This window comes from uncultured Aquimarina sp., from assembly GCF_947492405.1.
Lineage (GTDB): Bacteria > Bacteroidota > Bacteroidia > Flavobacteriales > Flavobacteriaceae > Aquimarina.
In genome coordinates this window covers 1-24,999 of sequence record NZ_CANLMP010000003.1, presented here as the reverse complement: position 1 = coordinate 24,999, position 24,999 = coordinate 1, and the positions used below count along the sequence as shown (strand labels likewise).

The following is a 24,999-nucleotide window of genomic DNA, read 5'->3' as shown; positions in this document are numbered from 1 at the left end:
AAGGTGAGACGTCATGAGAGCTTTTATAATTTTACTATTATTTTTTGTTTGTACAACCAGTATTGCGCAAGAGCAAATCGAAGATCAAAATCAGGATCAAGAAGTGATTACAGAGTTAACTGAAGAGCAACTGGAGGAAGAAAAAAAACGATTCGCAAATCTTGCAGAGCAAAGAGCAATTCTATTACAGCAAGAATTAAATCTTAGTAATTATGCTAGTGATCGTATTAAAAAGGTAATTATAAAATATTCCATAAAGGCAAATAAAATAATTCAGTCTAATGCCTCTGCTAACGAAAAAACAAAAGACTTAAGCAATATTGTTTATTTTCAGAACGAAGAGCTTAAAAAAGTACTTACAGTACATCAATTCTACAAGTATCTTAAACTAAAAAACATTTAAAAAGAGATAATTATTAGGGGGTACTACTAGATACCTGAAGTACTTTACCATTATAAAACTTATTAGCAGTTAACGAGAAATCTTTAATATATGTAGCCATTTCTATGGCGGTTAACGGAGCTTGATATCCCGGAAATGCTTCTTCTAACATTTCTGTTTGTACCGCGCCTAGTGCTAATACATTAAAAGCAATACCACTTTCTTTATATTCTTCTGCTAAGAGCTCACTTAATGTTATAACGGCTCCTTTACTAGAACTATAAGCTGCTAATCCAGGAAACTTCATACTTCCCTGAATACCTCCCATACTGCTTACAGTAACTACATGGCTGCCATTCTTCATAAAAGGTAAAACCAGGCGTGTAATTTCTGCTACACCAAAAACATTCACTTTATATACTTCTTCAAACTCTTGTGTAGAAATTTCTGCAAAAGGTTTATTTAATAATTTGCCCGCATTATTAATTAAAATATCTACTCTCTTCCATGTTTTGGCTATATAATCAGTCGCTTTTACCATATCAGAAGGATTACATAGATCACAAGAAAATGTATGAATATTTTTATTATTAAGAGCTGCGATCGGTTTATCATTTCTTGATAAAGCTAAGACTTGATGTCCTTCGTCGGCAAACAATTTAGCCATCTCATATCCTATCCCTCTACTTGCTCCAGTAATTATAATATTTTTCATGTTTTTATAAAAAAGACCTTTCAGATTTTAGAAGCTAAAAGGAAATGAAAGTTTAATTTAATTTAATTTCTTTTGTTGAAGTATTTAGCATATTAGTAATTACCGGCACGCAATCATTGATGAGTTCTGCCATAAACTCAAAATTCATCTCAGAAACCTCATCATCTACATGGTGATAATAGTCATAATTGGTGAAATCAAAAGTAGAAATCGTCTGACAAGGCACATTAAACGCAGAATAAAAAGGATAATTATCACTTCTTCTAAACAACTGAAATTCTTTTGCTTTTGGCAGAAAACCTATTAATTCTTTCCCTGAATATTCATTGATTTTTTCCGCCATATTTGAAATCTCATATCCCGTAATATAGGCTTTATATGTTTTATCATTTAGTGGTACTCCTATCATTTCGAAATTTACCATTGCATATAAGTCAAGGTTTTTCTCTTTTAAAACTTTTGCCAAATGATCAGAACCTAGCAGTCCTTTTTCTTCTGCTCCAAATAACACGAACAATACACTACGTTTATTACTTTTTACTTTCGCAAAATGTTTTGCTAATGAAATTACCGCTGTACTTCCTGCTGCATTGTCGTTAGCACCATTAGCGATTGTATCACCATTTACATCTTTTCCATTTCCTATATGATCAAAATGTGCTCCTAATACTATGAACTCATTAGCCAAGTTAGGATCTGTACCTTCAAGATAACCAACTACATTGTAGGTTTCTGTTCCTTTGGCATCAAAAGTATTAAGATATGATTCAAAATAAGGCGCTATTCCAGACTTCTTAAATTCCTGTTCTATAAATTTTGCTGCTTTTTCCAGTCCTTCACTTCCGGTATCTCTTCCTCCTAATGCATCACTTGCCAAAAAATTCATGATAGTTTCTACATCAGAGGCCGTAATGTTAGACATTGGAGATTGTGCAGTTGTTACTTCTTTACAGGTTATAAATAAAAGTGTGATAATAATAAGTCCTATTTGCTTCATGGTTTTTATTTTCTGATATAGATGAATAATTTTTGATAAAGATACTTAAAAAGTGTACTCTTAGCCATTCAATTAAGATACCATTATATCTTTTATTTTAAGAAACTGTAGCAACATCACAGTTCTGGCATCTCTTATTTCCGCTGTTTGTATCATATCATATGCTCTTTCAAAATCTATTTCTAAAACATCGATATATTCCTCTTCATGATCAAGCCCTCCTCCTTTCTGAACCTTCATCTCATCTGTATATTCGGCAATAAATAAATGTGCTATTTCTGTCATTGTAGCAGGAGATGCATACACAGAAAATGCTTTTTCCACGGAATTAATCTCATAACCTGTTTCTTCTAATGCTTCTTTTTTTACACATACCTCTGGAGTATCTCCATCAAGGGATCCTGCACAAACTTCAATACTCATTCCTGATGTATTTCCATTTAAAAAGGTAGGCAATCTGAATTGTTGTGTTAATACAACAGTTTTTTTGGTAGGATTATATAACAAAACAGAAGCTCCGTCACCGTGATCATACACTTCCCGAAGATGTTTTTCTGAAGTATGAACAGCTGTATGTGTATATTCGAAGGTATATTCCTTTAATAAAAATGTTTTATCCGATAGTATATTTGATTGTAGGTTTTCAATTCTCTTTTTCATTTTTTAAATATAAAAAAATCCCACTTCAAAAAAAGTGGGATCTTAAACATTATATATTTCCTTTATAAAACTATGCTAACATAGTTACAGGGTTCTCTAAATATTGTTTTAACGTTTGTAAAAATTGTGCTCCTGTAGCCCCATCAACGGTTCTATGATCACAAGCCAACGTTACCTTCATAGTATTGCCTACAACCACCTGATCATTTTTAACAACTGGTTTTTTAACAATTGCTCCAACTGATAAAATAGCAGAATTAGGCTGGTTAATAATCGAAGTAAATTCCTGAATACCAAACATACCTAAATTAGATACTGTAAAAGTACTTCCACTCATTTCTTGTGGAGTTAATTTTTTATCTCTCGCTCTGGTCGCCAAATCACGAACTGCAGTATCTATTTCCATAATATTCATACGATCAGTGAATGGCAGTACTGGTACTACTAATCCATCTGGCACAGCTACAGCCACACCAACACTAATATGTTTATTATAAACCGTTACATCGTCTTTCCAAGTCGTATTTACCTGTGGGTGTTTTCTAAGCGCCATTGCACACGCTTTAACAACCATATCATTAAAAGAGACCTTAGTATCCGGTAACTCATTAATAAGCTTACGAGATGATATAGCATTATCCATATCCACCTCAATAGTCAAATAATAGTGAGGTGCTGTAAATTTAGATGCTGAAAGACCTCTTGCAATTGCTTTACGCATCTGCGAGTTTTTCACTTCTTCGAAACCTTCTTCTCCTGCCGGAGTAAAAGTCTGAATTGCCGGAGTAGCAGTTGCTGTCTTAGGTGATGACGGAGTTGCTGCTGAGGGTGTAAATGTTTCTACGTCCTTCTTTACAATTCGTCCATTTTCTCCTGTTCCTTTTACCTGAGATAAATCTATTCCTTTATCTGCTGCTATTTTTTTCGCCAACGGAGAAGCAAATATTCTTCCTCCAGCAGAAGAACTACTTCCTGAACTTACTGCTACAGTTTCTACTTTCTCTTCTTTAGCCGGTGCTGATTCCTTTGCAGTTGGAGCGCTAGCAGCAGGCACACCATCCTTAAGACCCGAAACATCTGTTCCTGCTGGACCAATAATAGCCAACAATACATCTACCGGAGCCGTTTGACCTTCTTCTATACCGATATACAATAGTGTACCGTTATAAAAAGACTCAAACTCCATTGTAGCTTTATCTGTTTCTATCTCAGCAAGAATATCACCTTCTTCGACAGTATCACCAACTTTTTTCAACCAGGTTGCTACAGTACCTTCTTCCATAGTATCACTAAGGCGTGGCATTGTAATCACTTCTACTCCTTCTGGAATAGTTGTTGTAGTTGCTGAACTTGAAGCTGATTCTTCAACTTTTTCTTCTTTTGGAGCTTCTACTTGTGCTGCTGCGTTTCCATTTAACAGACCAGAAATATCTTCTCCTTCTTCACCTATGATCGCCAAAAGCTGATCAACTGGCGCTGTTTCACCTTCTTCAATCCCAATATGAAGCAATACTCCTTCATAAAAAGATTCGAATTCCATTGTTGCTTTGTCGGTTTCAATTTCTGCAAGGATATCTCCTTCACTAATTGTGTCACCTTTCTTAACAAGCCACTTCGCGACAACTCCTTCTTCCATGGTATCGCTCAATCGCGGCATATTAATTACTGTAGCCATAATCTATTGTGGTTTGTGTGGTAAAAATGGATAATCTTCTTGTTCGTATACAACGTCATACATCAAGTTTTTCTCCGGGAATGGAGATTCTTCTGCAAATTTTTGACATTCTGCAACCTTATCTTTGACTCTTTTGTCAATAGTAGCAATTTCATCATCAGTTGCATATTTTTTATCCTTAATTATATCCAAAACTTGCGTAATTGGATCAATTTTCTGGTATTCTGCTACTTCTTCCTTGGTACGATATTTCTGCGCATCACTCATAGAATGCCCTCTGTAACGATATGTTTTCAATTCAAGAAAAGTAGGACCTCCACCCGTTCTAGCTCTGGTAATTGCTTCATCCATCGCTTCTGCAACTTTCACGGGGTTCATAGCATCTACAGGGCCACAAGGCATCTCATATCCGAGTCCAAGTTTCCATATATCAGTATGATTAGCAGTTCTTTCTACAGACGTACCCATAGCATATCCGTTATTCTCTACACAAAACACTACAGGTAAATTCCATAACATCGCTAAATTAAAAGTTTCATGAAGCGATCCTTGACGTGTAGCCCCATCACCCATAAAGGTTAAAGTTACAGCATCTCTTTTGTGATATTTATCTCCAAAAGCTAAACCAGCGCCCAAAGGAATCTGTCCTCCAACAATACCGTGTCCTCCATAGAATCTATGTTCTTTAGAAAAGATATGCATAGATCCTCCCATTCCTTGAGAAGTACCTGTACCTTTTCCATACAATTCGGCCATTACTCGTTTAGGGTCTACACCCATTCCGATAGGCTGCACATGATTACGGTATGCTGTAATCATCTTATCTTTGGTAAGATCCATTGCGTGCAAAGCACCAGCTAAGATAGCCTCCTGACCGTTATATAAATGTAAAAATCCTCTTACTTTTTGTTGGATATATACTTGAGCAAGCTTGTCTTCAAACTTTCTCCAGAAAAGCATATCCTCGTACCACTTCAGGTAAACTTCCTTAGTTACTTTTTTCATCTAAAATGTAATGATATTTCAAAATTAAGTCAGCTTTATTGCCAACACCCTCTAACAACTACCGGTTTGAATGCTTATTTTTCAATTAAGCGAAAAACAAAAATAATATATTAGTTATTAAGGAGAAAGGAGTTAAGGATAAAAATGTACGAAAACGTTATAAATACGAATTATCAAAAATAAGGGGCAATAAATTAGCTAAAGAATAAGATTTTACTACTTTTCCTGTTTCTCCCATAAAATAAATCTCGATCGGTTTCTCCTGATTTAGCTCATATTCTGCAATTGATTGTCTACAAGCTCCACAAGGTGGAGTTGGTGTTATCAACTGATGCTTTAAAGATTTTGCAGATAGTGCCATTCTTACGATTGGAACACCCGGAAAATTTGCGCCTGCTGCAAATATAGCTACACGTTCTGCACATAAGCCAGAAGGGTAGCAAGCATTCTCTTGATTATTACCCAGAACAATTTCTTGATTCTCTAATAGCAATGCAGCTCCAACTAAAAATTCAGAATATGGAGCATAGGCTTTATCTCTAACATCAAAAGATTGTTGCATTAAATCCTGAATATCTTGTGGCAACTCCTCTAATGAATCATATACTTGCAGAGTAGATTTGATTTCTATTTCTTTCACGCATTCAAATTTTTATAATTGTATTACTAACAAATTAGGTTATGTATTAGTAGCTAGTACCATTTTATAATTAATACCATTTATGCTTTTAAATTAAATTCAAAGTGTACCTGGTATAAGAATCCACAATGTACTATAAACAAAAAAAGTATCAAACATTAGCGCTTGATACTTTTTATTATTATTTAGATCGTTTTGTCTATCTATCGTAGTAATCCTCTCCAAAATTAAACGAAAGACCGAAACGAAGCGTTCCTTCTAATGGACTTCTTACCGCAGATGTAGAGAACAAATAGGAAATATCTATATTAACAATAGTATATTTAAATCCTGCTCCAAGAGACACAAATTTACGCGCTCCTTTTTCTTCTGCTTCATTAAAGTAACCTGCTCTAAAAGCGAATACATCGCGATAAACATATTCTCCACCTAGCGACCAGGTAAATTCTTTTAATTCCTCACTAAAACCTCCATCTGCATCGCCCCAAGATGAAAAGATAGCGCCAAATGAACTTATTTCTTGATATTCTGCATTATCCGAAGCATCGATATCACCATCGCCATCAAAATCCTGAGGACTTGGCACCAATAACTTAGCAAACTCTATAGACGGAGTAATTCTGTTATACTCATCTAAAAGGAAATCAAAACCAGCTCCTAATCTGAAAGTAGTTGGGATAAAATCTTCTTGCCCAGCATCATCATATTTTAACTTAGGACCAATATTAGATATATTTAATCCTGCTCTCCATCTACCATTAAAAGAGTTATATGCAACTTCTTCACTTTGATAATATGCGGATACATCTACTCCAAAACTACTTGCTGCTTCTGCTTCAGACACTTGGTCTAATTTTAGATCAGATCTCAAATAACGTCCTGTAACCCCCATAGAAAAGGTTGGACTTAACTGCGTTACATAAGACACATCAAAGGTTAATTCGTTTGGTTTTTGAATCAATCCAAGGTCATTAGCGTTTTGTCTAAATTCTATTTCACCAAGACTAAAGTATTTAAAACTAGCTGCAACCGCACTACGCTCACTAAATCTATTGTAATACGTTAGGTTTCCCAATCCTATATCGTTTACTAGACTACTTAAATATGGAGTATAGTTTACACCAACTCCTTGTTGCTTGGATATAAAAGCATATTTAGATGGATTCCATTGTTGTGAAAATGCATCAGGAGTTGTAGCTACCCCCTGATCAGCTAAACCTGCAGCTCTTGCATCTGCTGCAATTAGTAAAAATGGAACGGCTGTTGTAATTGCCGTTTGACTTCTTTCATCTTGTGCATTCGTTTGAAAGTTCAAAAGCGAAATAAACGCCAAGCTGATTATAAAGATCTTCTTCATGTGAAAATTGATTTTGACAAATATATAGTTATTTAGTTATTTATAGTATAACGAGTTTTTCAAATTTCTCAACCCGCTGATTTGTTAACGTTGATTTTACAGATATCTTATATACATAAACACCTTTTCCTAATTTATCCCCAAAATCATCTCGTCCATTCCATTGAATATCTTCTCTGTAGCTTGTTTTTCCCGACAGTGTTTGATTATTTGTCCAAATTACTTTTCCCGAAACAGTAAAAACCTGAACCTGAACTTCTAAAACATCACTGATCGCACCAGAATGCTCAAACCAAAACTCGGTATGACTCACGAATGGATTTGGATAGTTTAATACGTTATTTAATGTAAAACCAGTGGATTCTGCTACCACGAATTGAATTTCTTGAGTAGAAGAATTATTATAAACATCCCACCCCTTAAACGTAAGCGTGTGTAAACCAGGCTCTAAATCTTTAAACTTAAAATTAACAAGTCCTTTGGTAAAATCATCTACCTCTGTCTCGTAAAAGTCGTTAAGAATAAATGGATTAGACTCATCTCCATCAAGTATCGCAGAAATATCATGACCTATACCACTAGCTGTATTGATACCGTTTTCATCTTCAAGTTTTGCAATTAGTATCGGAGAATCATTAGTTACTCCTCCAGAAACAAAACTCTCATCATTCATAAATAACTGGATTTGCGGCCCCACATTATCCTCTGGCGCATTTTCATTTAATCCTCCTACCAAAATTGTCTGGTCAGCACCTGTTTGATTTTCTAACACACCATTTCTTGCAGAATAAAAACTTATTCTTCCTGTATCAACCGGAATACCAATATCCCTTGGCACAATAAACTCGAAATTAAAAATACCATTTGTTACTGATGCTTTTCCTCTAAAAATAATTACACCTAAAGTTTTAAAATCCAGTATTACAAGTTCTCCTGAATCAAAAGTATTATCATTAGCAAGGGTCTTCCTGTCGATTTCTTTATCATAGATGGTCGCTGATAAAACACCATTATAATCGGATAACAAAGTTCCTGATTCATTAACTACTTCTCCCGAAATTTTAATTCTACTTAAAGCCTTAAGTGTATCAACAGCTTGTGTAATAGGTGTATCATTGATACTGGTCAAACGAATATTGGGTTTAGGAATAGCCATTTTCATAGCTGGATCTCCAAAGAAGAAAACTACTCTTTTTCTAGTACCGGATAGCGAATTCTTCATTAACCTAACAGCTTCTGCAACTGTTGGAAAATTAGAACCATCTGGGAACAAAAACTCAGACAATCTATTATTTATTAGAATCCCATCACCTACAAATACATCTCTAGTGGTACTAATAAGAGATATAGCGCCTCCCTGCGGATTTTTAAACATAAGTTCTCCTGCTGTTTCTCTACAGGGATTATCAAATTTTGCAAACTCACAAGTAACAGTTATAAAAACCGGAAGTCTATTGGTATTAGCCAATGCAGTAACATCAGATTTATTATAAATAAATTCTTTTGCTAAACCATCTTCTCCTCCATGCCCAAAATAATCAACAACCACGGCTCCTGTCTCAATAGCACTAGAAATCGCCTCATTTACCTTTGGGTATCTACTCCCAGATGCTGAAGATTCCTGCTCAAAAGCATCTGCATATATTTTAGTTAAATTAAGATATGGCTTTCTCTCAACTAATTCATCACCTAATTCATCCAGAATTCTCTGAATTTGCTCCTCCCAATCTTCATCCACATCATCTGCTATTAGTAAAACAGAATTTCTCCATCTTCCAAAAGATTGTTCTCCAGAATAATCTATAATTTTACTAACCATAGTATTTGCTAATTGAGGAGTATCTGCCAATATTCTCCCTACAGCAATATCCAATTGATCACTGGCTCCCATTTGTCCTTCTGTCGGATCCATAGAACCAAAGAAATCATCAGTTGCGAATGAACTAACTAATGAAAAACTATTTAAACTCTGAAAAGTAGGCACAATATTACTATCGGAACAATTTTCTTTTAACAACAAACGCTTATAATCAACTGAACCATCCCCAAAAAGACATACATATTTTAGTTGCTCACTAGGGCTTGATGCATTTTCATATACATATCTAACTAAGTTTCTAATTGCTACGATATCTTGTTTTCCACTTCCGAATTCGTGATAGATTTGATCAAGTGTTACTACTTTTACATTATAATTATTCAATGTTCTATGATGATCTGCAAGTCTATTTGCAGATTGCACTAATGAATTATTAACAATAATTAAATAATCTATATCTTCGAATTGTCCTTGATTATTTAGAAAAATAGTTCCTTTAATATCTTGATTATCTACTCTTGCCGTCTGATCTACCAATGGATCAAAGTAATCTGTTGATACTACAGCTACATACTGACGAGACTCTCCTAAAGTAGCCTTAAAGCTCAAAGTAGACGACGCATTATTATTAGCAATACTAGTTATAGTTTGAGGATTCGTCACATCCCATACCTGAGATACAGTACCACTATTTGATATATTGTATTGCCCTATTCCAGTTAATGCAGCAGCTTCTTCATAGAAAAATGGCATTTGAGAATTTGTTCCGATTAACGCTCTTTTTGACTTTAAGCTTATAAAATCAAGATAACCAATTGCAGAAGGGTTTCCATTATTATTGTAATTTAAATTAACCACAACCTGGTTAGAACTAGAAGAAACATTTTGAATAGTCTCTCTAGGAGAAACCAATGAGGACCCTGAAATTTGAGAAAAATTTAAGACACCAGCTTGCACTCCGTTTGCTGTAATATTTAAGCTTGATGAAGAAGTCGAAGTGGCAGCAGCAAGAACTCTTAATTCAATTGGTTCTGATGTTATTAAATTAGGAATGTCAAAATTATAACTCCTACTAGCCTGTATATCAAAACGATCCCCAAACCAACGCCTTCCAATTTTAGCAATGTTATATTCATCTACTTCATAAAATTGATAATCTGTAAATGAATCAATCTGAGTATCGGCTGCTCCTGCTGGTTCGGTATAATTAGACACCCTTCTTCCATTTGTGCCTCCTGCAGTTACATAATAATAGGATTTATCAGCATATAAATTAATATTCGTTATGTTTTCCTCGCTATATCCTGTAGTGTCTTCTCCATAAAAAAGGATATAATCATTTCCCGAAAAATTACCATCTTCGCCACCTATAACCTGAATTGCATTTTCTCTTAAATCAAATTCTGTATTTTCTTGATTAGTCAAGGGCATCATTTGCCCTCCATTACCATAAATCTTTATTGTACTTGGATTTATTGAAGATACATCCATTCCTAAGCTACTTAAAAACCCTGGTGTTATTTTAAAAACTCCTGTCTTATCCACATAAAAACGAAACCAATCTCCAGAAGCCAGGACCGAATTACTTATCGGAAATCTCTTAGTATTTACTTTACGAGCACCTTTCTGATAAACAACATCAAATGATACTATTTTTTTAACAGTATTCCCATTTCTTATAATAGGTGATAAACTTGCAAAACCAGCTTTTTTATTTCTGGAATTAATGGAGCGTATCTTATAAGTAAGTTTTTTTGGGATTAAGTTTAAATCTAAATCCTTTAATTCTGTTTTCGAAATGTTCTTATAAACAATGTTATCTAACCTAGCAGTTGCTTCATTAATTTCTCCTGATTCTTTCCATTTTGTAGTGAATTGTACTCCAATATCATCCCGATATTCAAAGTTTTCCTCGTTAAACCCTGGAACAGTAAACGAAATATTATCGGATGTACTAATTTCTACATCTTTCCAGTCAATATCAATATGTACTGTTTGCTGGGCAGAAATGAAAGCAGAAATCAGTAGCGCATATAAAAATGTAATTTTCTTCATCATAGCGTATAACGGGTTTAACACAGTTTTAGTGTTCCGTAAATTATGGTTTTTATTCAAAAATAATAATAAACATAGAAATATTGCGTTAAACCAAAGTCAATCGTAAAAACATAATTTTTCCACGATTTGATATTATTTTAAAAATATTAGGGTAAATTTAACGTTAATTATTATATTGCGAGCCCTAATTTCTACTTTAACGAACTTAAAATTATGAAAAACGCGTTAGTTTTTAAGTCGCTAATGGTTCTTGCCATTAGTATCTTACTGTTTAGCTGTAACAAGACAGATTACGGCAACAGTTCTAGAGCCACTGGATGGAAATACAACTCCAAAGATGGTGGATTCCAAGTAAACACTAATTACAAAGAACAAGAAACAGGACCAGGTCTAGTTTTTGTTGAGGGAGGAACCTTCACCATGGGACGAGTACAGGATGATGTAATGCATGACTGGAACAACACCCCTACTCAGCAGCACGTTCAGTCCTTTTATATGGACGAAACGGAAGTTACTAACGTAATGTATCTGGAATATCTTGATTGGTTAAAAGGCGTATATCCACCTACAGAACCAAAGTACAAAAACATATATCACGGTGCATTACCTGATACATTGGTATGGAGAAACCGTTTAGGTTTCAATGAAATGATGACCAATAATTACCTACGTCACCCAGCATATGCTAACTACCCAGTAGTTGGTGTTAACTGGATTCAGGCTGTAGAATTTAGTAAATGGAGAACAGACCGTGTAAATGAAAGAATCCTAGAAGAAGAAAGAGTCATCAAAAAAAATGCTCCTTTTGAAGATGTGTCTGCAGAAAGTACTTTTAATACTGATACTTATTTAAATGCTCCTTCTCAAACTTATGGAGGTAATGACGAAGCAACCAGAGGAGGTAAAGAATCAGAAAATTACGAAAAAAGAAATGATTCTACAGGACTATATATCCAACGTAAGGATGGATTACTTTTACCAAAATACAGACTACCAACTGAAGCTGAATGGGAATATGCTGCTTTAGGATTAGTAGAGTTAAGAAGTTATAATATTTACAGAGGTAGAAAAAAATATCCTTGGGATGGACAATATACACGTTCAGGAAAAAGAAGAACTCGTGGAGATCAATTGGCTAACTTTAAGCAAGGTGATGGTGACTACGGTGGTATTGCTGGATGGAGTGATGATGGTGCTGATATTACGGCTCCAGTAGCATCTTATGACCCTAATGATTATGGTCTTTATGATATGGCTGGTAATGTTGCAGAATGGGTAGCAGATGTATACAGACCAATTGTAGATGATGAGTATAATGACTTTAACTACTACAGAGGGAATGTATATACTAAAAATGCAATTAACCCTGATGGAACTGTAAAGATCGTAACAACAGATTCTATTATCTATGATACCTTAAGTAACGGTAAGATTGTAGCAAGAGTATTACCAGGAGGTATCCTACAAACTCCTGTAGACGAAAACGAAACATACCTAAGAACTAACTTTACTCAAAGTGATAATCGTAATTTTAGAGATGGTGATAAAAGCTCATCAAGATATTACGAAGGGTTCCAGGATGAGAACATTCCTAACAGAAGAATGTACAACTCTCCTATTCATAGTGTAGAACCTAGCGCAGAAGATAGCACTAAGTTAGATAGAAGATATGATGAATCTAGCAAAAGAACTACTATTGTAAGTGAAGAAGTAAGAGTATACAAAGGAGGTTCTTGGAAAGATAGAGCATATTGGTTAGATCCTGCACAGAGAAGATTCTTCCCTCAGGATATGTCTACTGATTACATTGGATTTAGAAATGCAATGTCTCGTGTAGGTGAAAAAGCTAAAAACAAAAAAACACCTAAGCATAGAGCGCCTAGATAAAAAATAAATTTTATTTGTTCGTTAATAAATACAAAGCCCTGACATTTATGTACAGGGCTTTTTAATACAATTATAATAAATGGATACGGCCGGAATACATAAATTATTCTTAGAAAGCAGTGGTGTTTGCACTGACACTAGAAAAATCAAAAGCAACAACCTTTTTTTTGCCTTAAAAGGAGATAATTTTAATGGCAATAGATATGCGGAACAAGCAATTAAAAGTGGTGCTTCTTATGCTATAATTGATGATGAAAAATTTTTAGCTTCTGAAAAATACATTCTTGCCGATGATGTTCTAAAAACGCTACAAGATCTAGCAACGTATCATAGAAAACATCTAAACATCCCCATAATAGCACTTACAGGAAGTAATGGCAAGACCACAACAAAAGAATTAATCAATTGCGTTCTTTCATCAACGTACAATACGACAGCCACTACCGGTAACCTAAACAATCATATAGGGGTTCCTCTTACTCTTTTATCAATGAATAAAAGCACCGAAATTGGGATTGTAGAAATGGGAGCCAATCATATAAAAGAAATAGAATTCTTATGTAATATTACTCATCCAGATTTTGGTTATATAACAAATATAGGAAAAGCTCATATAGAAGGATTTGGAAGTCTAGAAGGCGTTTTACAAGGGAAAACCGAGCTTTATCAATATCTAAAAAAACAAAACAATCTTGTTTTTCTAAATGCAGAAGACCTCAAGCTCTCTAGAGCTTCAGAAGGGATTGATACATTTACATTTTCCCAAACTTCGGACAGTAATGTAAACGTTAAGCTACAAGCAGTTAATCCAATGGTAAGTGTACAATATAAAAACAACACTATAAACAGCAACCTTATAGGCTCTTATAATTTTACAAATATCGCGGCAGCTATAAGCATTGGTCATTATTTTAAAATTAGCCCTGAACAGATTAAAACTGCTATCGAGTCTTATATTCCGTCTAACAACCGTTCTCAGATTATAGAAAAAAACAAATCTACCATCATACTAGATGCTTATAACGCCAATCCATCTAGCATGAGTGCTGCGATAAGCAACTTCCAAGAATTAGCATACGACTACAAAACAGTTTTTCTTGGTGACATGTTTGAACTTGGTCATATGTCTTTAGAAGAACATCAAAAAATAGCAGATCTACTTATCCAAACATCTTGTAACGCCATTTACCTGATTGGCAAAAACTTTTTTGACACCTCAACAGAAGATACTCGTATTAGAAAATACAGGTCCTTTGAAGATCTTAAAGAACATGAATCCTTGGAACAAATACAGGGAGCTATTCTTATTAAAGGATCAAGGGGGATGAAACTCGAACGTATTTTAGATTTGATTTAAGCAATACTAAATCAAGCCTACACTCTCTTATTACCTATATAATTTTCCAGATTATTAAGAGAAGTATTTATAGACTTCCTAAAAGCTCTTTTCATAACTAAATGCAACATAATTTTTTTAAAAATCGATTTTGCTTTTGGATATAATTCCATTACTAAACTACACGAATTTTCAGAAGTTGGAATAATTATATAAAACTGATGAACCGAATCAATAACGGGAACATCTGTCGTATACTCTCCATATACAAGACGCCCCGACTGAACAGTTTTAGTCACTGTGGTAAAATTTAATCGTTTTCCATCTATAACACAAACATGTTCAGTTCCTAAGCGAGTTACTTCATCTGGATTATACTCAAATTCATCAACTCCATTAACCCAATGATGACGGTAACTATAATTAGTAATATACTCTAACAATTCTTGTGCAGGAATCTTATAATCTTTTTCTATCACCAACCCTGGCGAACTCGTAAATTGAACTTCATAAGGAGTTTCATAAGAGGTAAGCTTCAACTTTTCTTTATCAATTTCAGAAAATAAATACCCAATATTCTTACCATCATACGTATCTTGATTGGTAGAAAAATCAAATAACTGACTTTTATAATGAGAAGGAATACCTATAACATCAGACAGATTATCACTTAGCAACACATAATTATTACTAGAAATTGAATTCTTAAGCAACCTATGTGCCTCTATAACTACTTGTCCAAATGGCTTACTTTTATTTTGAACCGTTATGAATTGTAACTCCCCACAATGTGCTATAATTTTCAACTGAAGATTAGGCGCCGTTGCACAAGCATTACAAGGACAAACACGATTCTTTTCTAACAACTTAAGATGACTATAAAAAGCCGTAAACATCGTCTCTATTTGTGCTAACAATTTTTCTTGAGAAGGAACCTCTCCATCTTTATAAAAAAACAATGCATCGCCTTCCACTTCCGCTAATCTCATTTTTTGAGTATTCGCTTTAATCAAAATTTCTAGCAATTCTGCTATCACATGTTGACTATGCGCTACTTCTGTAGTTTGAACAAACTGTGTATACCCCGATATATCAGGAATAAAAAGTAAAGAATTAGACATTACGCAAAAGTATTAATAGTGATATAGAATAAATCTAATGATTTCTATTAAAGACCAGATGCTTTTATATAATATTTAGGAATTAAAGCGTTAATAAAACGCTCTATTTCATTTAAAATCAAAAAATCATATGAATCATTTTGATTCTTTAGCATAAAGATGCACATCGCTTTGTGGAAAAGGTATCGAAATACCTTTAGATTTGAGGCGTTTTTTCATCTCTTCTAATGTATAAAAATGAACTGCCCAGAAATCTTCATTAAGTGCCCAAAAACGTAATGATAATGTTACTGCACTATCCCCAAGCTCTGAAACATATATTTCTGGAGCTGGATCTTTAATAACTTTTTCCTGAGCGTTAATCAAATCCAGTATAATTTCCTTAGCTTCTTTGATATTACTATCATAAGAAATTCCAATTTCGATTTTATCTTTTCTCTTATCCTCTGATGAATAATTAATAATGTTACCATTAGATATTTTACCGTTTGGAATAACGGCTAACTGATTTCCCGAAGTATTTAACTTAGTAGTGAATATAGAAATCTCTTTTACTGTACCTGAAACACCTTGAGCCTCTATAAAATCACCAATCTTAAAAGGCTTAAAAAATAAAATTAACACTCCTCCTGCAAAGTTAGAAAGAGACCCTTGTAACGCCAATCCTATCGCCAATCCTGCCGCACCTAAGATCGCAACAAGAGAAGAGGTCTGAACTCCTAATTGAGTAACAACTAATACAATAAGTAAAATCTTAAGCCCAATATTTATTAGATCATATAAAAATCTCTCTAATGTTTCATCATAGTCTTTCTTTTGAAAAAACCTACGAAGTGCTCTACTGAAAACATTGATAATCCATATACCAACAAAAAATATGATTATCGCCGAAATCAATCCAGGCAAAAAGTCCCAAACCCAAGTCACGAATAGATCCCAGTTCTCTTTTGTAAATCCTAGCTTATCCATTTTATTCAAAAATTTATTTTAATATTCAAAAATAATTGTTCTCAATTAAAGTCCACTTTACAACTCTCATAAATTCCTATCCCTCTCTTTAACAGATATTGATTCTATTTTAAAAAGGACAGACCATTAACAACAAAAAACCATTCAAATAAATGAATGGTTTTTAAAATTTAAGTGGGCAATGAGGGATTCGAACCCCCGACCCCCTCGGTGTAAACGAGGTGCTCTGAACCAACTGAGCTAATTGCCCTCTATGTTTTGTGCAACCCTTATTCCTGATTGCGGATGCAAATATAAGACAGTTTTACAGTCTACCAAAAGATTTTTAAAGAAAAATTAAATTATTTCTGCTACAACAAATGTACTACCACCTACATACACTAAATCATCCTTGCTAGCCATCTGTATTGCAGTCTTGTAAGCTAATTTTACCGAAGTATAGCTTTCTCCTTTTAAATTAAATTTTAACGCTTCTTTTTTTAATATCTCTTCATCTAACCCTCTTGTTATTTCTGGTTTTGCAAAATAGTATGTTGCATGATTTGGAAACAGAGGCAATATACTCTTCAAATCTTTATCATTAACAACCCCAATAACAATATGAAGTTTAGCAAATTTTTCATTTGACAACTGCTCCATAACCAATTGCAAACCATCTTCATTATGAGCTGTATCGCATATCACTTTAGGATTTTCTTGTAGGATTTGCCATCTCCCCAGTAAACCTGTATTATTCACTACGTTTCTAAAACCCTTATAGATATGCTGTTGATCGATACCCCAACCTTGTTCTTGTAAAACAGAAACCGTCTGTAATACCGTTTTTACATTCTCCTTTTGGTAAGCCCCCTTTAGATCTGTATCAAATATATCTCCTTGATAATCTGACGCAAAGAAAATATCACTTTGAAGCGACAACGCTTTATTAATGAAAACTTTCTTCGTTTCAATTGTAGTTCGCCCAACTACCACTGGAACATTCTTTTTGATAATTCCAGCTTTTTCCGATGCTATTTCTGACAATGTATTTCCTAAAAACTGTGTGTGATCTAATCCAATATTGGTGATAACAGATATTTCTGGTGTTATAATATTGGTAGAATCTAATCTTCCTCCTAAGCCTACTTCGACTAATACAACATCTACTTGTGAGTCGGCAAAATATTGAAATGCTAATCCCACAGTCATCTCGAAAAAAGAAAGCTGATTTACTTCAAAATATTGTTTATGAGAAGCAATAAAACTAACCACATACTCTTCACTAACTACCTCGCCATTAATCCGAATTCGCTCCCTAAAATCTTTAAGATGAGGAGATGTATACAAACCAACTTTATATCCTGATTCTTGCAAAATTGATGCAAGCATATGGCTAGTAGACCCTTTACCATTTGTTCCTGCAACATGAATACTTTTAAACTTGGATTCAGGATTATCAAGATATGAAGCAAGTTTAACCGTATTAGTTAAATCAATTTTATAAGCACTTGCACCCTGACGCTGATACATCGGCAACTGTGCGAACATCCAACCTAAAGTTTCTTGATAGTCGATAACTGTTTATTTAACTTGAAAAATGCAACTAAACCTATAATATAGAGAGTTATTTTTCTACTGTTTAAAAATCGAATAAAGGTACTAATTCTTATTTAAGAAAAATTCTTAGCAGTGTAATTATCGTCTTGATTATTCGTGATTATTCTCCTAGGCCGAAAGTTACTTCTACAAATCCTATTTGTTTAACTGGAGCTTTCTGATCTGCTTTCCATCTGAAGGTAAGTGCTGTTTTTCTTGCAGGATCCAGAAGACATTTTGCACTATTAGTAGTCCCCTTAACACCTGGGGTTGCTTGAATAACCTTACCTTCTCTATTCACTACAATTTTAACAACGACTCTACCTGCTTCGTTACATTTCTGTTCCACTGCAGAATTAGTAGGACGTCCTCTTCCATTAAGACCATAACCAACTCCTCCTGTCCCTCCAGGACCAGGTTGACCATAGTAACTAGTTGCATACGGGTTACCGTTTGGATTTCCTTTATCACCCGGTTTACCATCATCACCTTCTCCTCCTTTTGCTTTTCCATCGCTTTTAGGGCCATTAGAAAAACTATCCAATATATCTAGAGTTGATTTATCAGGTTTAGGATCTGGTTTCTTCTCTTCAACTTTCTCTACTGGTTTTTCTATAGGTTTCTCAACCGGCTTTTGTTCTACTGGTTTATCTTTTGGTTTTTCTTTCGGTTTTTCGACCTTTTTTTTAGGTTCTTTTTTTGGTTTTTCTTCTACTACCGGAGCGTCTTCTAAGTCTTGTGTAACCACCTCTTCGGTAATCTCTGGAGTTTCTGGCTCAGGTTCTGGTGTAACCGGAGTTGGTTCTGGAGTAGTTTGTTTTGGAGATGATTTAATAGCTTCTTTAGGCTGTATATCTCCTGATCCAGTAAGCGTAGTTCCAAAATTAACTGCAATACCTCCTTCTGGGGTAGGATCCAAAGCGCCTAACCCTAAATAAAACAATAGAAAAATAATAGCCACGTGTAATATTGTCGTGATTATAAAAGACTTCTTTTTATGTTTAGTATCTAACTTCAGCATTAATTATTCTGGTTTTACTGCCAGGATTACTTTAAATCTATTTCTATTAGCTATATCCATAACCCCTACAGCCTTTTCTATTGGCACTCCTTCTTCTGCTCTAAGAATAATAGTAGGCTCATTTTGACCTGATAATTTAGATTTCAAGGTAGACTCTAACCTACTTTGACTTATTCTCTCATTATCCACATAGTACTGTAACTTATTGGTAATACTAACCGATATGTTCTGTACGTTAGAACTTTTTCCTTTTGCTTTAGGCAATATCAAGTCTAATGCTTCTGGAGTTATTGTTGGTGATGTTAATAAAAAGAACACTAGCAACAGAAACACAATGTCTGTCATAGAAGACATACTAAATTCTGGACTTACTTTATTTCTTCCTCTTAAATTCATATTAAGCAGGTTCGTTTAACAAGTCAAGGAAATCTACTGCCGTAGCCTCCATCTGGTGTATTACTTTATCTGTCCTAACTACCAAATGATTATATCCAATATACGCTATAATACCCACAACAAGTCCTGCAACTGTAGTAGTCATTGCGGTATAAATACCTTCTGCCAAAGTTCCCATATCAGCACTTCCCGAACTTGAAGCTAGATTATGGAATGCTAAAATCATACCAATTACAGTACCTAAAAAACCAATCATAGGTGCAGCACCAGCTACTGTAGCAAGGATGCTTACATTTTTTTCTAGTTTATATACTTCTAATCGACCTGCATTTTCTATAGCTTTATTAATATCTTCCAAAGCATTACCTATTCTAGAAATTCCTTTCTCAGTCAATCTAGAAACAGGATTATTAGTTTGTGCACATAAGATTTTAGCGGCTTCAATTTTACCACTTGCTACATTATCTCTAATTTGGTCCATAAAACTTTTATCAATTTTTGATGCAGCTTTTATGGCAAAAATTCTTTCGAAATAAATATAAACCGCAACAAATAACAACACAAAAAGTATTGCAATAATAGTCACCCCAGCAGCTCCACCACTGAGTAATAAGTCAATAATTGACAATGTTTTCTCTTCTACTTCCGGATCAATTTCTTTGGTATTTTGGGCCAACATACCAAACATTAATAAATGGGTCATATATGCTCTTGTTAATTTAGTGTTAGTATACTAACGTTATTTCTATAGGTTAAGTATATTCTTAATTACTGTTATAATACATAAATTATTCCTAAAAGACCTACTCCTCCAAGTATAATAGTATATGGTAATGCCATTTTTACCATTCTTCCGTATGATAATCCTATCAACGGGGCTAAAGAAGAGGTTAATAAAAATAAGAACGCCGCCTGACCATTAGGTGTTGCAACACTCGGTAAATTTGTACCTGTATTTATTGCTATTGCCAATTTCTCAAACTGTTCTCTTGTTATTGCTCCGTTATCAAATGCTTGTTTTACTTCTCCAATATATACAGTTGCAACAAATACATTATCACTGATCATAGATAACAATCCATTAGCCACATAAAACATAGAAGGTTGTTTGCTTGGATCTAGAGTTAGTGCCCAATCAATGATTGGTGTAAAAAGGTGTTGATCATGAATCATTGCCACTATTACAAAGAAAACAACTAATAAAGCCGTAAACGGCAAGGCTTCTTCAAAAGCTTTCCCTAATTGGTGTTCTTCTGTTATACCCATAAAAGCAGTTTGCACAATAATCAATGCCAAGCCTATAAACCCTACAGGAGCTATATGTAACGCTAAACCAAGAATTAACAATATTGCTGATATGGCCTGCACTATCAATCCGTATTTAGATTTATCAGATCGATTCGCATCTTCTTGATCTGTGTAATTTTCGATAATTCGTCTAGCAACTTCAGGTAGTTTTGCTCCAAAACCAAACCAACCAGTCAGTTCTAAAACAACGGTTGTCAATAATCCTGCTGCTAAAACAGGTAACGTTATTGGAGCCATTTTAATAAAAAATTCTATAAAATCCCACCCCATTCGCTCTCCAATAAGCAAATTTTGAGGCTCACCAACCAACGTACAAACTCCTCCTAGCGCGGTACCTACAACACCATGCATCACTAAGCTTCTTAAAAAACTTCTAAATTGCTCTAATGTTTCACCACTTAATTCTTTTCTGTCTAATGTACCATCATGATCAAAATCTGAAGCTGGCATAGAATGAATCTTATGATACACCCCATAGAAACCAACAGCTACACTAATTAAAACCGCTGTTACTGTTAAGGCATCCAGAAAAGCAGAAAGTACAGCTGACAGAAAAACGAAGAGCATGGACAATATCATCTTTGATTTAATCTTAGTAAACACTTTACTAAAGATGTACATTAACAAAGGTTTCATAAAATAAATACCAGCCACCATAAACACCAATAGCAGAACTACTTCTAGGTTTTGATCTACTTCGTGATAGGCATTCTTAGGTGTAGTAAGGTTTAACGCTAAAATTTCTATTGCTAATAAACCACCAGATTGCAGGGGATAGCATTTTAAAGCCATGGCAAGTGTAAAAATAAACTCTCCGATAAACAACCATGCAGTGACTGTTGGACCTAGCACAAAATAAGAAAACACATTAAAAATGAGAAATCCTATCATGATGGTTTTAAACCATTTTGGGCTGTTGCCCAGAAAATATTTTAACATAGTATACGCTATTATTTGTGTTACAATTATACCAACTGCTTGAATGCTAATTCAAACGCGGTTCTACTTATATTAGTTTTAGAATTATTCGTATCAAAAATCCTCTGCATTGCATCTTTAATGGTTTGTGAGGTATCATTAAAAATTGCTTCGTCAGTCATCAAAACTCTTCTCTCCATAAAATATGCAAATACTCTGGCCATTCCACAATTAGAAATAAAATCAGGAATTAAACTGACTTGCTCATCTGTATATTCCATAATGGTTCCGAAAAATATTTCTTTATCTGCAAAAGGAACATTAGCTCCGCAAGAGATAACTTCCAACCCTGAGTTTATCATCTGCGTAATCTGATTTTTTGTTATTAATCTAGACGCCGCACAAGGTGTAAATATTTCTGTCTGAAGTGACCAAATTTTATCATTTAGTTCTTCAAACGGAATCAAAGTTTCACTGTATAACTTATTTCCTTTTTTATTAAGGTAAAGCTCTTTAATTTCTTCAAATGTAAACCCATCCTCATTTATCAATCCACCAGCGTGATCTATAATACCTACAACTTTTGCTCCCATTTCGGAAAGATAATAGGCAGCAGCAGATCCAACATTACCAAACCCTTGAACTATTGCCTTTTTACCTTTTACAGTTCCACCATAAATATCATAATAATGTCTAACCGCCTCTGCAACTCCATATCCGGTAATCATATCGGCAACAGTATACTTTCTTGATACATCAGGCGAAAATGTAGTATTTTCTAAAACTTTTATCACTCCCTGACGCAACTGTCCTATTCTGTTTATCTTGTCTGCTTCTGTAGGCTGAAAATGACCATTAAAAACACCTTCTTGAGGATGCCAAACCCCACAGTTTTCTGTTATTGGAATTACTTCATGAATTTCATCAACATTTAAATCTCCACCTGTTCCGTAATAGCTTTTCAGCAATGGTGAAACTGCTTTGTACCATCTTTCTAGCACCCCCTTTTTTCTTGGGTCATTAGGATCAAAATTAATTCCTGACTTTGCCCCACCGATATTAGGTCCTGAAACCGTGAACTTCACTTCCATGGTTTTTGCTAAAGAAAGGACTTCATTCATATCCAACCCTAGACGCATTCTTGTACCACCACCAGCAGCTCCTCCTCTTAATGAATTGATAACCGCCCAACCTTCTGCTTCAGTTTCAGAATCCTTCCAGTTAAAAACTATTTCTGGGGTTTTATTTTCGTATTTCTTTAATAATTCTTTCATTTTTAAAATTTCAATTTATGTACCCGCTTTTGTCGTAAGACACTATTTTATCTAAATTTCTAATTAAATATACCTCCATTACGGAGTTAGTGCTGTCTCATAAAAAAATGTTCTTTAATAAATTGAAAATAATGTCCAATAAGGGACTTCACAAATATAAAAAACTAAATAGGGTGAAAGCTCAAATTAAAAAAATAATAATTCAAAAATTATTTCCTTTTTTTAAACAAAGAATGAATATCAAAAACCGGGTCATACAAAATTCTAAAACCTATAAAAATTGGCCTTATAAAAGAACAAATCAAAAAACGAAAAAAACATCAAAACTATTCTATTATAACTTATATTTGTAGAATTAATAAAAATATCGAGTTTATCTCGACTTATTTTCATCAAAAAGTTGAATTCGCGTGTTATGCACGCACAGTAAATTAGGATCAAATATGGACTTTAAACTATCCGAAGAACAATTAATGATACGCGATGCTGCTCGTGATTTTGCAAAAGCTGAATTATTGCCAGGAGTAATCGAAAGAGATAACAAGCAAGAATTTCCTACAGAACAGGTCAAAAAAATGGGTGAACTGGGATTTTTAGGAATGATGGCTTCGCCAGAGTATGGAGGTGGAGGTATGGATACTCTTTCATATGTACTGGTTATGGAAGAATTATCTAAAATAGATGCTTCTTGTTCCGTAATTGTATCAGTTAATAATTCTTTGGTATGTTGGGGACTTGACACTTATGGAACTCCTGAACAAAAAGAAAAATATCTCTCCAAATTAACTACTGGAGAATCTATTGGAGCATTTTGCTTATCTGAACCTGAAGCTGGTAGTGATGCAACTTCACAAAGAACTACTGCAATAGACAAAGGTGATCACTATATCCTTAATGGAACCAAAAACTGGATTACTAACGGAGGAACTTCAGATTATTACTTGGTTATTGCGCAAACAGACAAAGAAAAGAAACATCGTGGAATCAATGCATTCATTGTAGAAAAAGGATGGGAAGGTTTTGAGATTGGTCCAAAAGAAGATAAATTAGGAATTAGAGGAAGTGATACTCATTCTCTTATTTTTAATGACGTAAAAGTTCCAAAAGAAAATCGAATTGGAGAAGATGGTTTCGGATTCAAATTTGCAATGAAAACATTAGCTGGAGGTCGTATTGGTATCGCTGCTCAAGCATTAGGTATCGCTCAGGGAGCGTATGAACTAGCAAAAGAATATTCTAAAGTACGTAAAGCTTTTGGAACAGAAATTATGAATCATCAAGCTATTGCATTTAAGCTTGCTGATATGCATGTACAAATTGAATCTGCAAGAATGTTAGTATATAAAGCAGCAATGGACAAAGATAATCACGAAAATTATGATTTATCTGGCGCTATGGCCAAATTAGCTGCGTCACAGGCTGCTATGGATGTAACGGTAGAAGCAGTACAAGTTCATGGTGGAAACGGTTTTGTAAAAGAATATCATGTAGAACGATTAATGAGAGATGCCAAAATCACTCAGATATATGAAGGTACAAGTGAAATACAGAAAATTGTAATTTCCAGAAGTATTCTTAGAGATTAATTAGTTAAATATTCTCTATTTAAAACCCCCAAATCGTTAATACGATTTGGGGGTTTGTATTTTTACTAAATATCTTATTTAAGAATGCATAAGCCAACAAGCCTATCTCGTACACTGTCTGAAGAAACCTATATAATTATCTATTTGATTGGTTTTATCTAACATCTATTTAATTATATGTAAACCATTAAGCTGGCATACATTCATAAAAATCATCTGAAATTATTCAAGATCCTAGATATTCGTAAGCACATATCTCTTTATCTAAATCACTATAATTTTTTGTATAATTATTTTAAA

The 24,999-nt window shown here is 34.2% G+C and carries 20 protein-coding genes and 1 tRNA gene; 4 read left to right on the top strand and 17 right to left on the bottom strand.

What is annotated here, in order from left to right; translation table 11 throughout:
* Window positions 1–13: 13 nt before the first annotated feature.
* Window positions 14–403 (top strand): hypothetical protein, encoded by a 390-nt coding sequence (locus tag Q0829_RS11650; protein WP_298542885.1) that lies wholly within the window; start codon window positions 14–16, stop codon window positions 401–403.
* A gap of 13 nt (window positions 404–416) precedes the next feature.
* Here Q0829_RS11650 and Q0829_RS11645 read toward each other — a convergent pair whose 3' ends face one another.
* The 8 genes from Q0829_RS11645 to porU form a co-directional block, all read right to left on the bottom strand.
* Window positions 417–1,097, bottom strand: coding sequence for an SDR family oxidoreductase (locus tag Q0829_RS11645; RefSeq protein WP_298542883.1), 681 nt, complete (start codon window positions 1,095–1,097; stop codon window positions 417–419).
* A gap of 52 nt (window positions 1,098–1,149) precedes the next feature.
* Window positions 1,150–2,094: a M28 family peptidase gene (locus Q0829_RS11640; RefSeq protein ID WP_298542881.1), complete on the bottom strand. Its 945-nt coding sequence runs from the start codon at window positions 2,092–2,094 to the stop codon at window positions 1,150–1,152.
* A gap of 72 nt (window positions 2,095–2,166) precedes the next feature.
* On the bottom strand, window positions 2,167–2,754 hold the full coding sequence (locus tag Q0829_RS11635; protein WP_298542879.1) for an NUDIX domain-containing protein: 588 nt from the start codon (window positions 2,752–2,754) through the stop codon (window positions 2,167–2,169).
* Between the two features lie 70 nt (window positions 2,755–2,824).
* Entirely contained in the window at window positions 2,825–4,429 is a 1,605-nt protein-coding gene (locus Q0829_RS11630; protein ID WP_298542876.1) for a pyruvate dehydrogenase complex dihydrolipoamide acetyltransferase, read from the bottom strand.
* 3 nt (window positions 4,430–4,432) lie between these two features.
* Window positions 4,433–5,434: a pyruvate dehydrogenase (acetyl-transferring) E1 component subunit alpha gene (pdhA, locus tag Q0829_RS11625; RefSeq protein ID WP_298542874.1), complete on the bottom strand. Its 1,002-nt coding sequence runs from the start codon at window positions 5,432–5,434 to the stop codon at window positions 4,433–4,435.
* 157 nt (window positions 5,435–5,591) lie between these two features.
* Window positions 5,592–6,074: a cytidine deaminase gene (locus tag Q0829_RS11620; protein WP_298542872.1), complete on the bottom strand. Its 483-nt coding sequence runs from the start codon at window positions 6,072–6,074 to the stop codon at window positions 5,592–5,594.
* 199 nt (window positions 6,075–6,273) lie between these two features.
* Window positions 6,274–7,431, bottom strand: a complete 1,158-nt coding sequence (gene porV, locus Q0829_RS11615; protein WP_298542870.1) for a type IX secretion system outer membrane channel protein PorV — start codon at window positions 7,429–7,431, stop codon at window positions 6,274–6,276.
* Window positions 7,432–7,471: 40 nt separating this feature from the next.
* The gene (porU, locus tag Q0829_RS11610; RefSeq protein ID WP_298542868.1) at window positions 7,472–11,308 is read right to left on the bottom strand and encodes a type IX secretion system sortase PorU; all 3,837 of its coding nucleotides are present in this window, start codon (window positions 11,306–11,308) and stop codon (window positions 7,472–7,474) included.
* Window positions 11,309–11,521: 213 nt separating this feature from the next.
* On the opposite strand from porU, the gene gldJ reads away from it, so the two are divergent.
* Window positions 11,522–13,195 (top strand): gliding motility lipoprotein GldJ, encoded by a 1,674-nt coding sequence (gldJ, locus tag Q0829_RS11605; protein WP_298542865.1) that lies wholly within the window; start codon window positions 11,522–11,524, stop codon window positions 13,193–13,195.
* A 79-nt stretch (window positions 13,196–13,274) separates the two neighbouring features.
* A complete protein-coding gene (gene murF, locus Q0829_RS11600) occupies window positions 13,275–14,552 on the top strand; it encodes a UDP-N-acetylmuramoyl-tripeptide--D-alanyl-D-alanine ligase (protein ID WP_298542864.1) in 1,278 nt (425 codons plus the stop codon).
* Between the two features lie 17 nt (window positions 14,553–14,569).
* Here the strand turns inward: murF and Q0829_RS11595 are convergent, their stop codons facing one another.
* The 9 genes from Q0829_RS11595 to Q0829_RS11555 form a co-directional block, all read right to left on the bottom strand.
* Complete coding sequence (locus Q0829_RS11595) at window positions 14,570–15,652, bottom strand: DUF2652 domain-containing protein (protein WP_298542862.1); 1,083 nt, start codon at window positions 15,650–15,652, stop codon at window positions 14,570–14,572.
* Between the two features lie 135 nt (window positions 15,653–15,787).
* On the bottom strand, window positions 15,788–16,621 hold the full coding sequence (locus Q0829_RS11590; RefSeq protein ID WP_298542859.1) for a mechanosensitive ion channel domain-containing protein: 834 nt from the start codon (window positions 16,619–16,621) through the stop codon (window positions 15,788–15,790).
* 175 nt (window positions 16,622–16,796) lie between these two features.
* Window positions 16,797–16,871: transfer RNA gene (locus Q0829_RS11585), tRNA-Val, on the bottom strand.
* Between the two features lie 86 nt (window positions 16,872–16,957).
* A complete protein-coding gene (locus Q0829_RS11580; protein WP_298544375.1) occupies window positions 16,958–18,175 on the bottom strand; it encodes a folylpolyglutamate synthase/dihydrofolate synthase family protein in 1,218 nt (405 codons plus the stop codon).
* A 142-nt stretch (window positions 18,176–18,317) separates the two neighbouring features.
* A complete protein-coding gene (locus Q0829_RS11575; RefSeq protein ID WP_298542856.1) occupies window positions 18,318–19,217 on the bottom strand; it encodes an energy transducer TonB in 900 nt (299 codons plus the stop codon).
* A gap of 3 nt (window positions 19,218–19,220) precedes the next feature.
* Window positions 19,221–19,613, bottom strand: a complete 393-nt coding sequence (locus tag Q0829_RS11570; RefSeq protein WP_118460732.1) for a biopolymer transporter ExbD — start codon at window positions 19,611–19,613, stop codon at window positions 19,221–19,223.
* Between the two features lies 1 nt (window position 19,614).
* Window positions 19,615–20,301 (bottom strand): MotA/TolQ/ExbB proton channel family protein, encoded by a 687-nt coding sequence (locus tag Q0829_RS11565; protein WP_298544372.1) that lies wholly within the window; start codon window positions 20,299–20,301, stop codon window positions 19,615–19,617.
* Between the two features lie 86 nt (window positions 20,302–20,387).
* Window positions 20,388–21,860, bottom strand: a complete 1,473-nt coding sequence (nhaB, locus tag Q0829_RS11560) for a sodium/proton antiporter NhaB (RefSeq protein WP_298542853.1) — start codon at window positions 21,858–21,860, stop codon at window positions 20,388–20,390.
* A 26-nt stretch (window positions 21,861–21,886) separates the two neighbouring features.
* Window positions 21,887–23,113, bottom strand: coding sequence for a Glu/Leu/Phe/Val dehydrogenase dimerization domain-containing protein (locus Q0829_RS11555; protein ID WP_298542851.1), 1,227 nt, complete (start codon window positions 23,111–23,113; stop codon window positions 21,887–21,889).
* Window positions 23,114–23,556: 443 nt separating this feature from the next.
* Between Q0829_RS11555 and Q0829_RS11550 the strand changes: the two genes are divergently transcribed.
* Window positions 23,557–24,699, top strand: coding sequence for an acyl-CoA dehydrogenase (locus Q0829_RS11550; protein ID WP_298542848.1), 1,143 nt, complete (start codon window positions 23,557–23,559; stop codon window positions 24,697–24,699).
* Window positions 24,700–24,999: the final 300 nt, after the last annotated feature.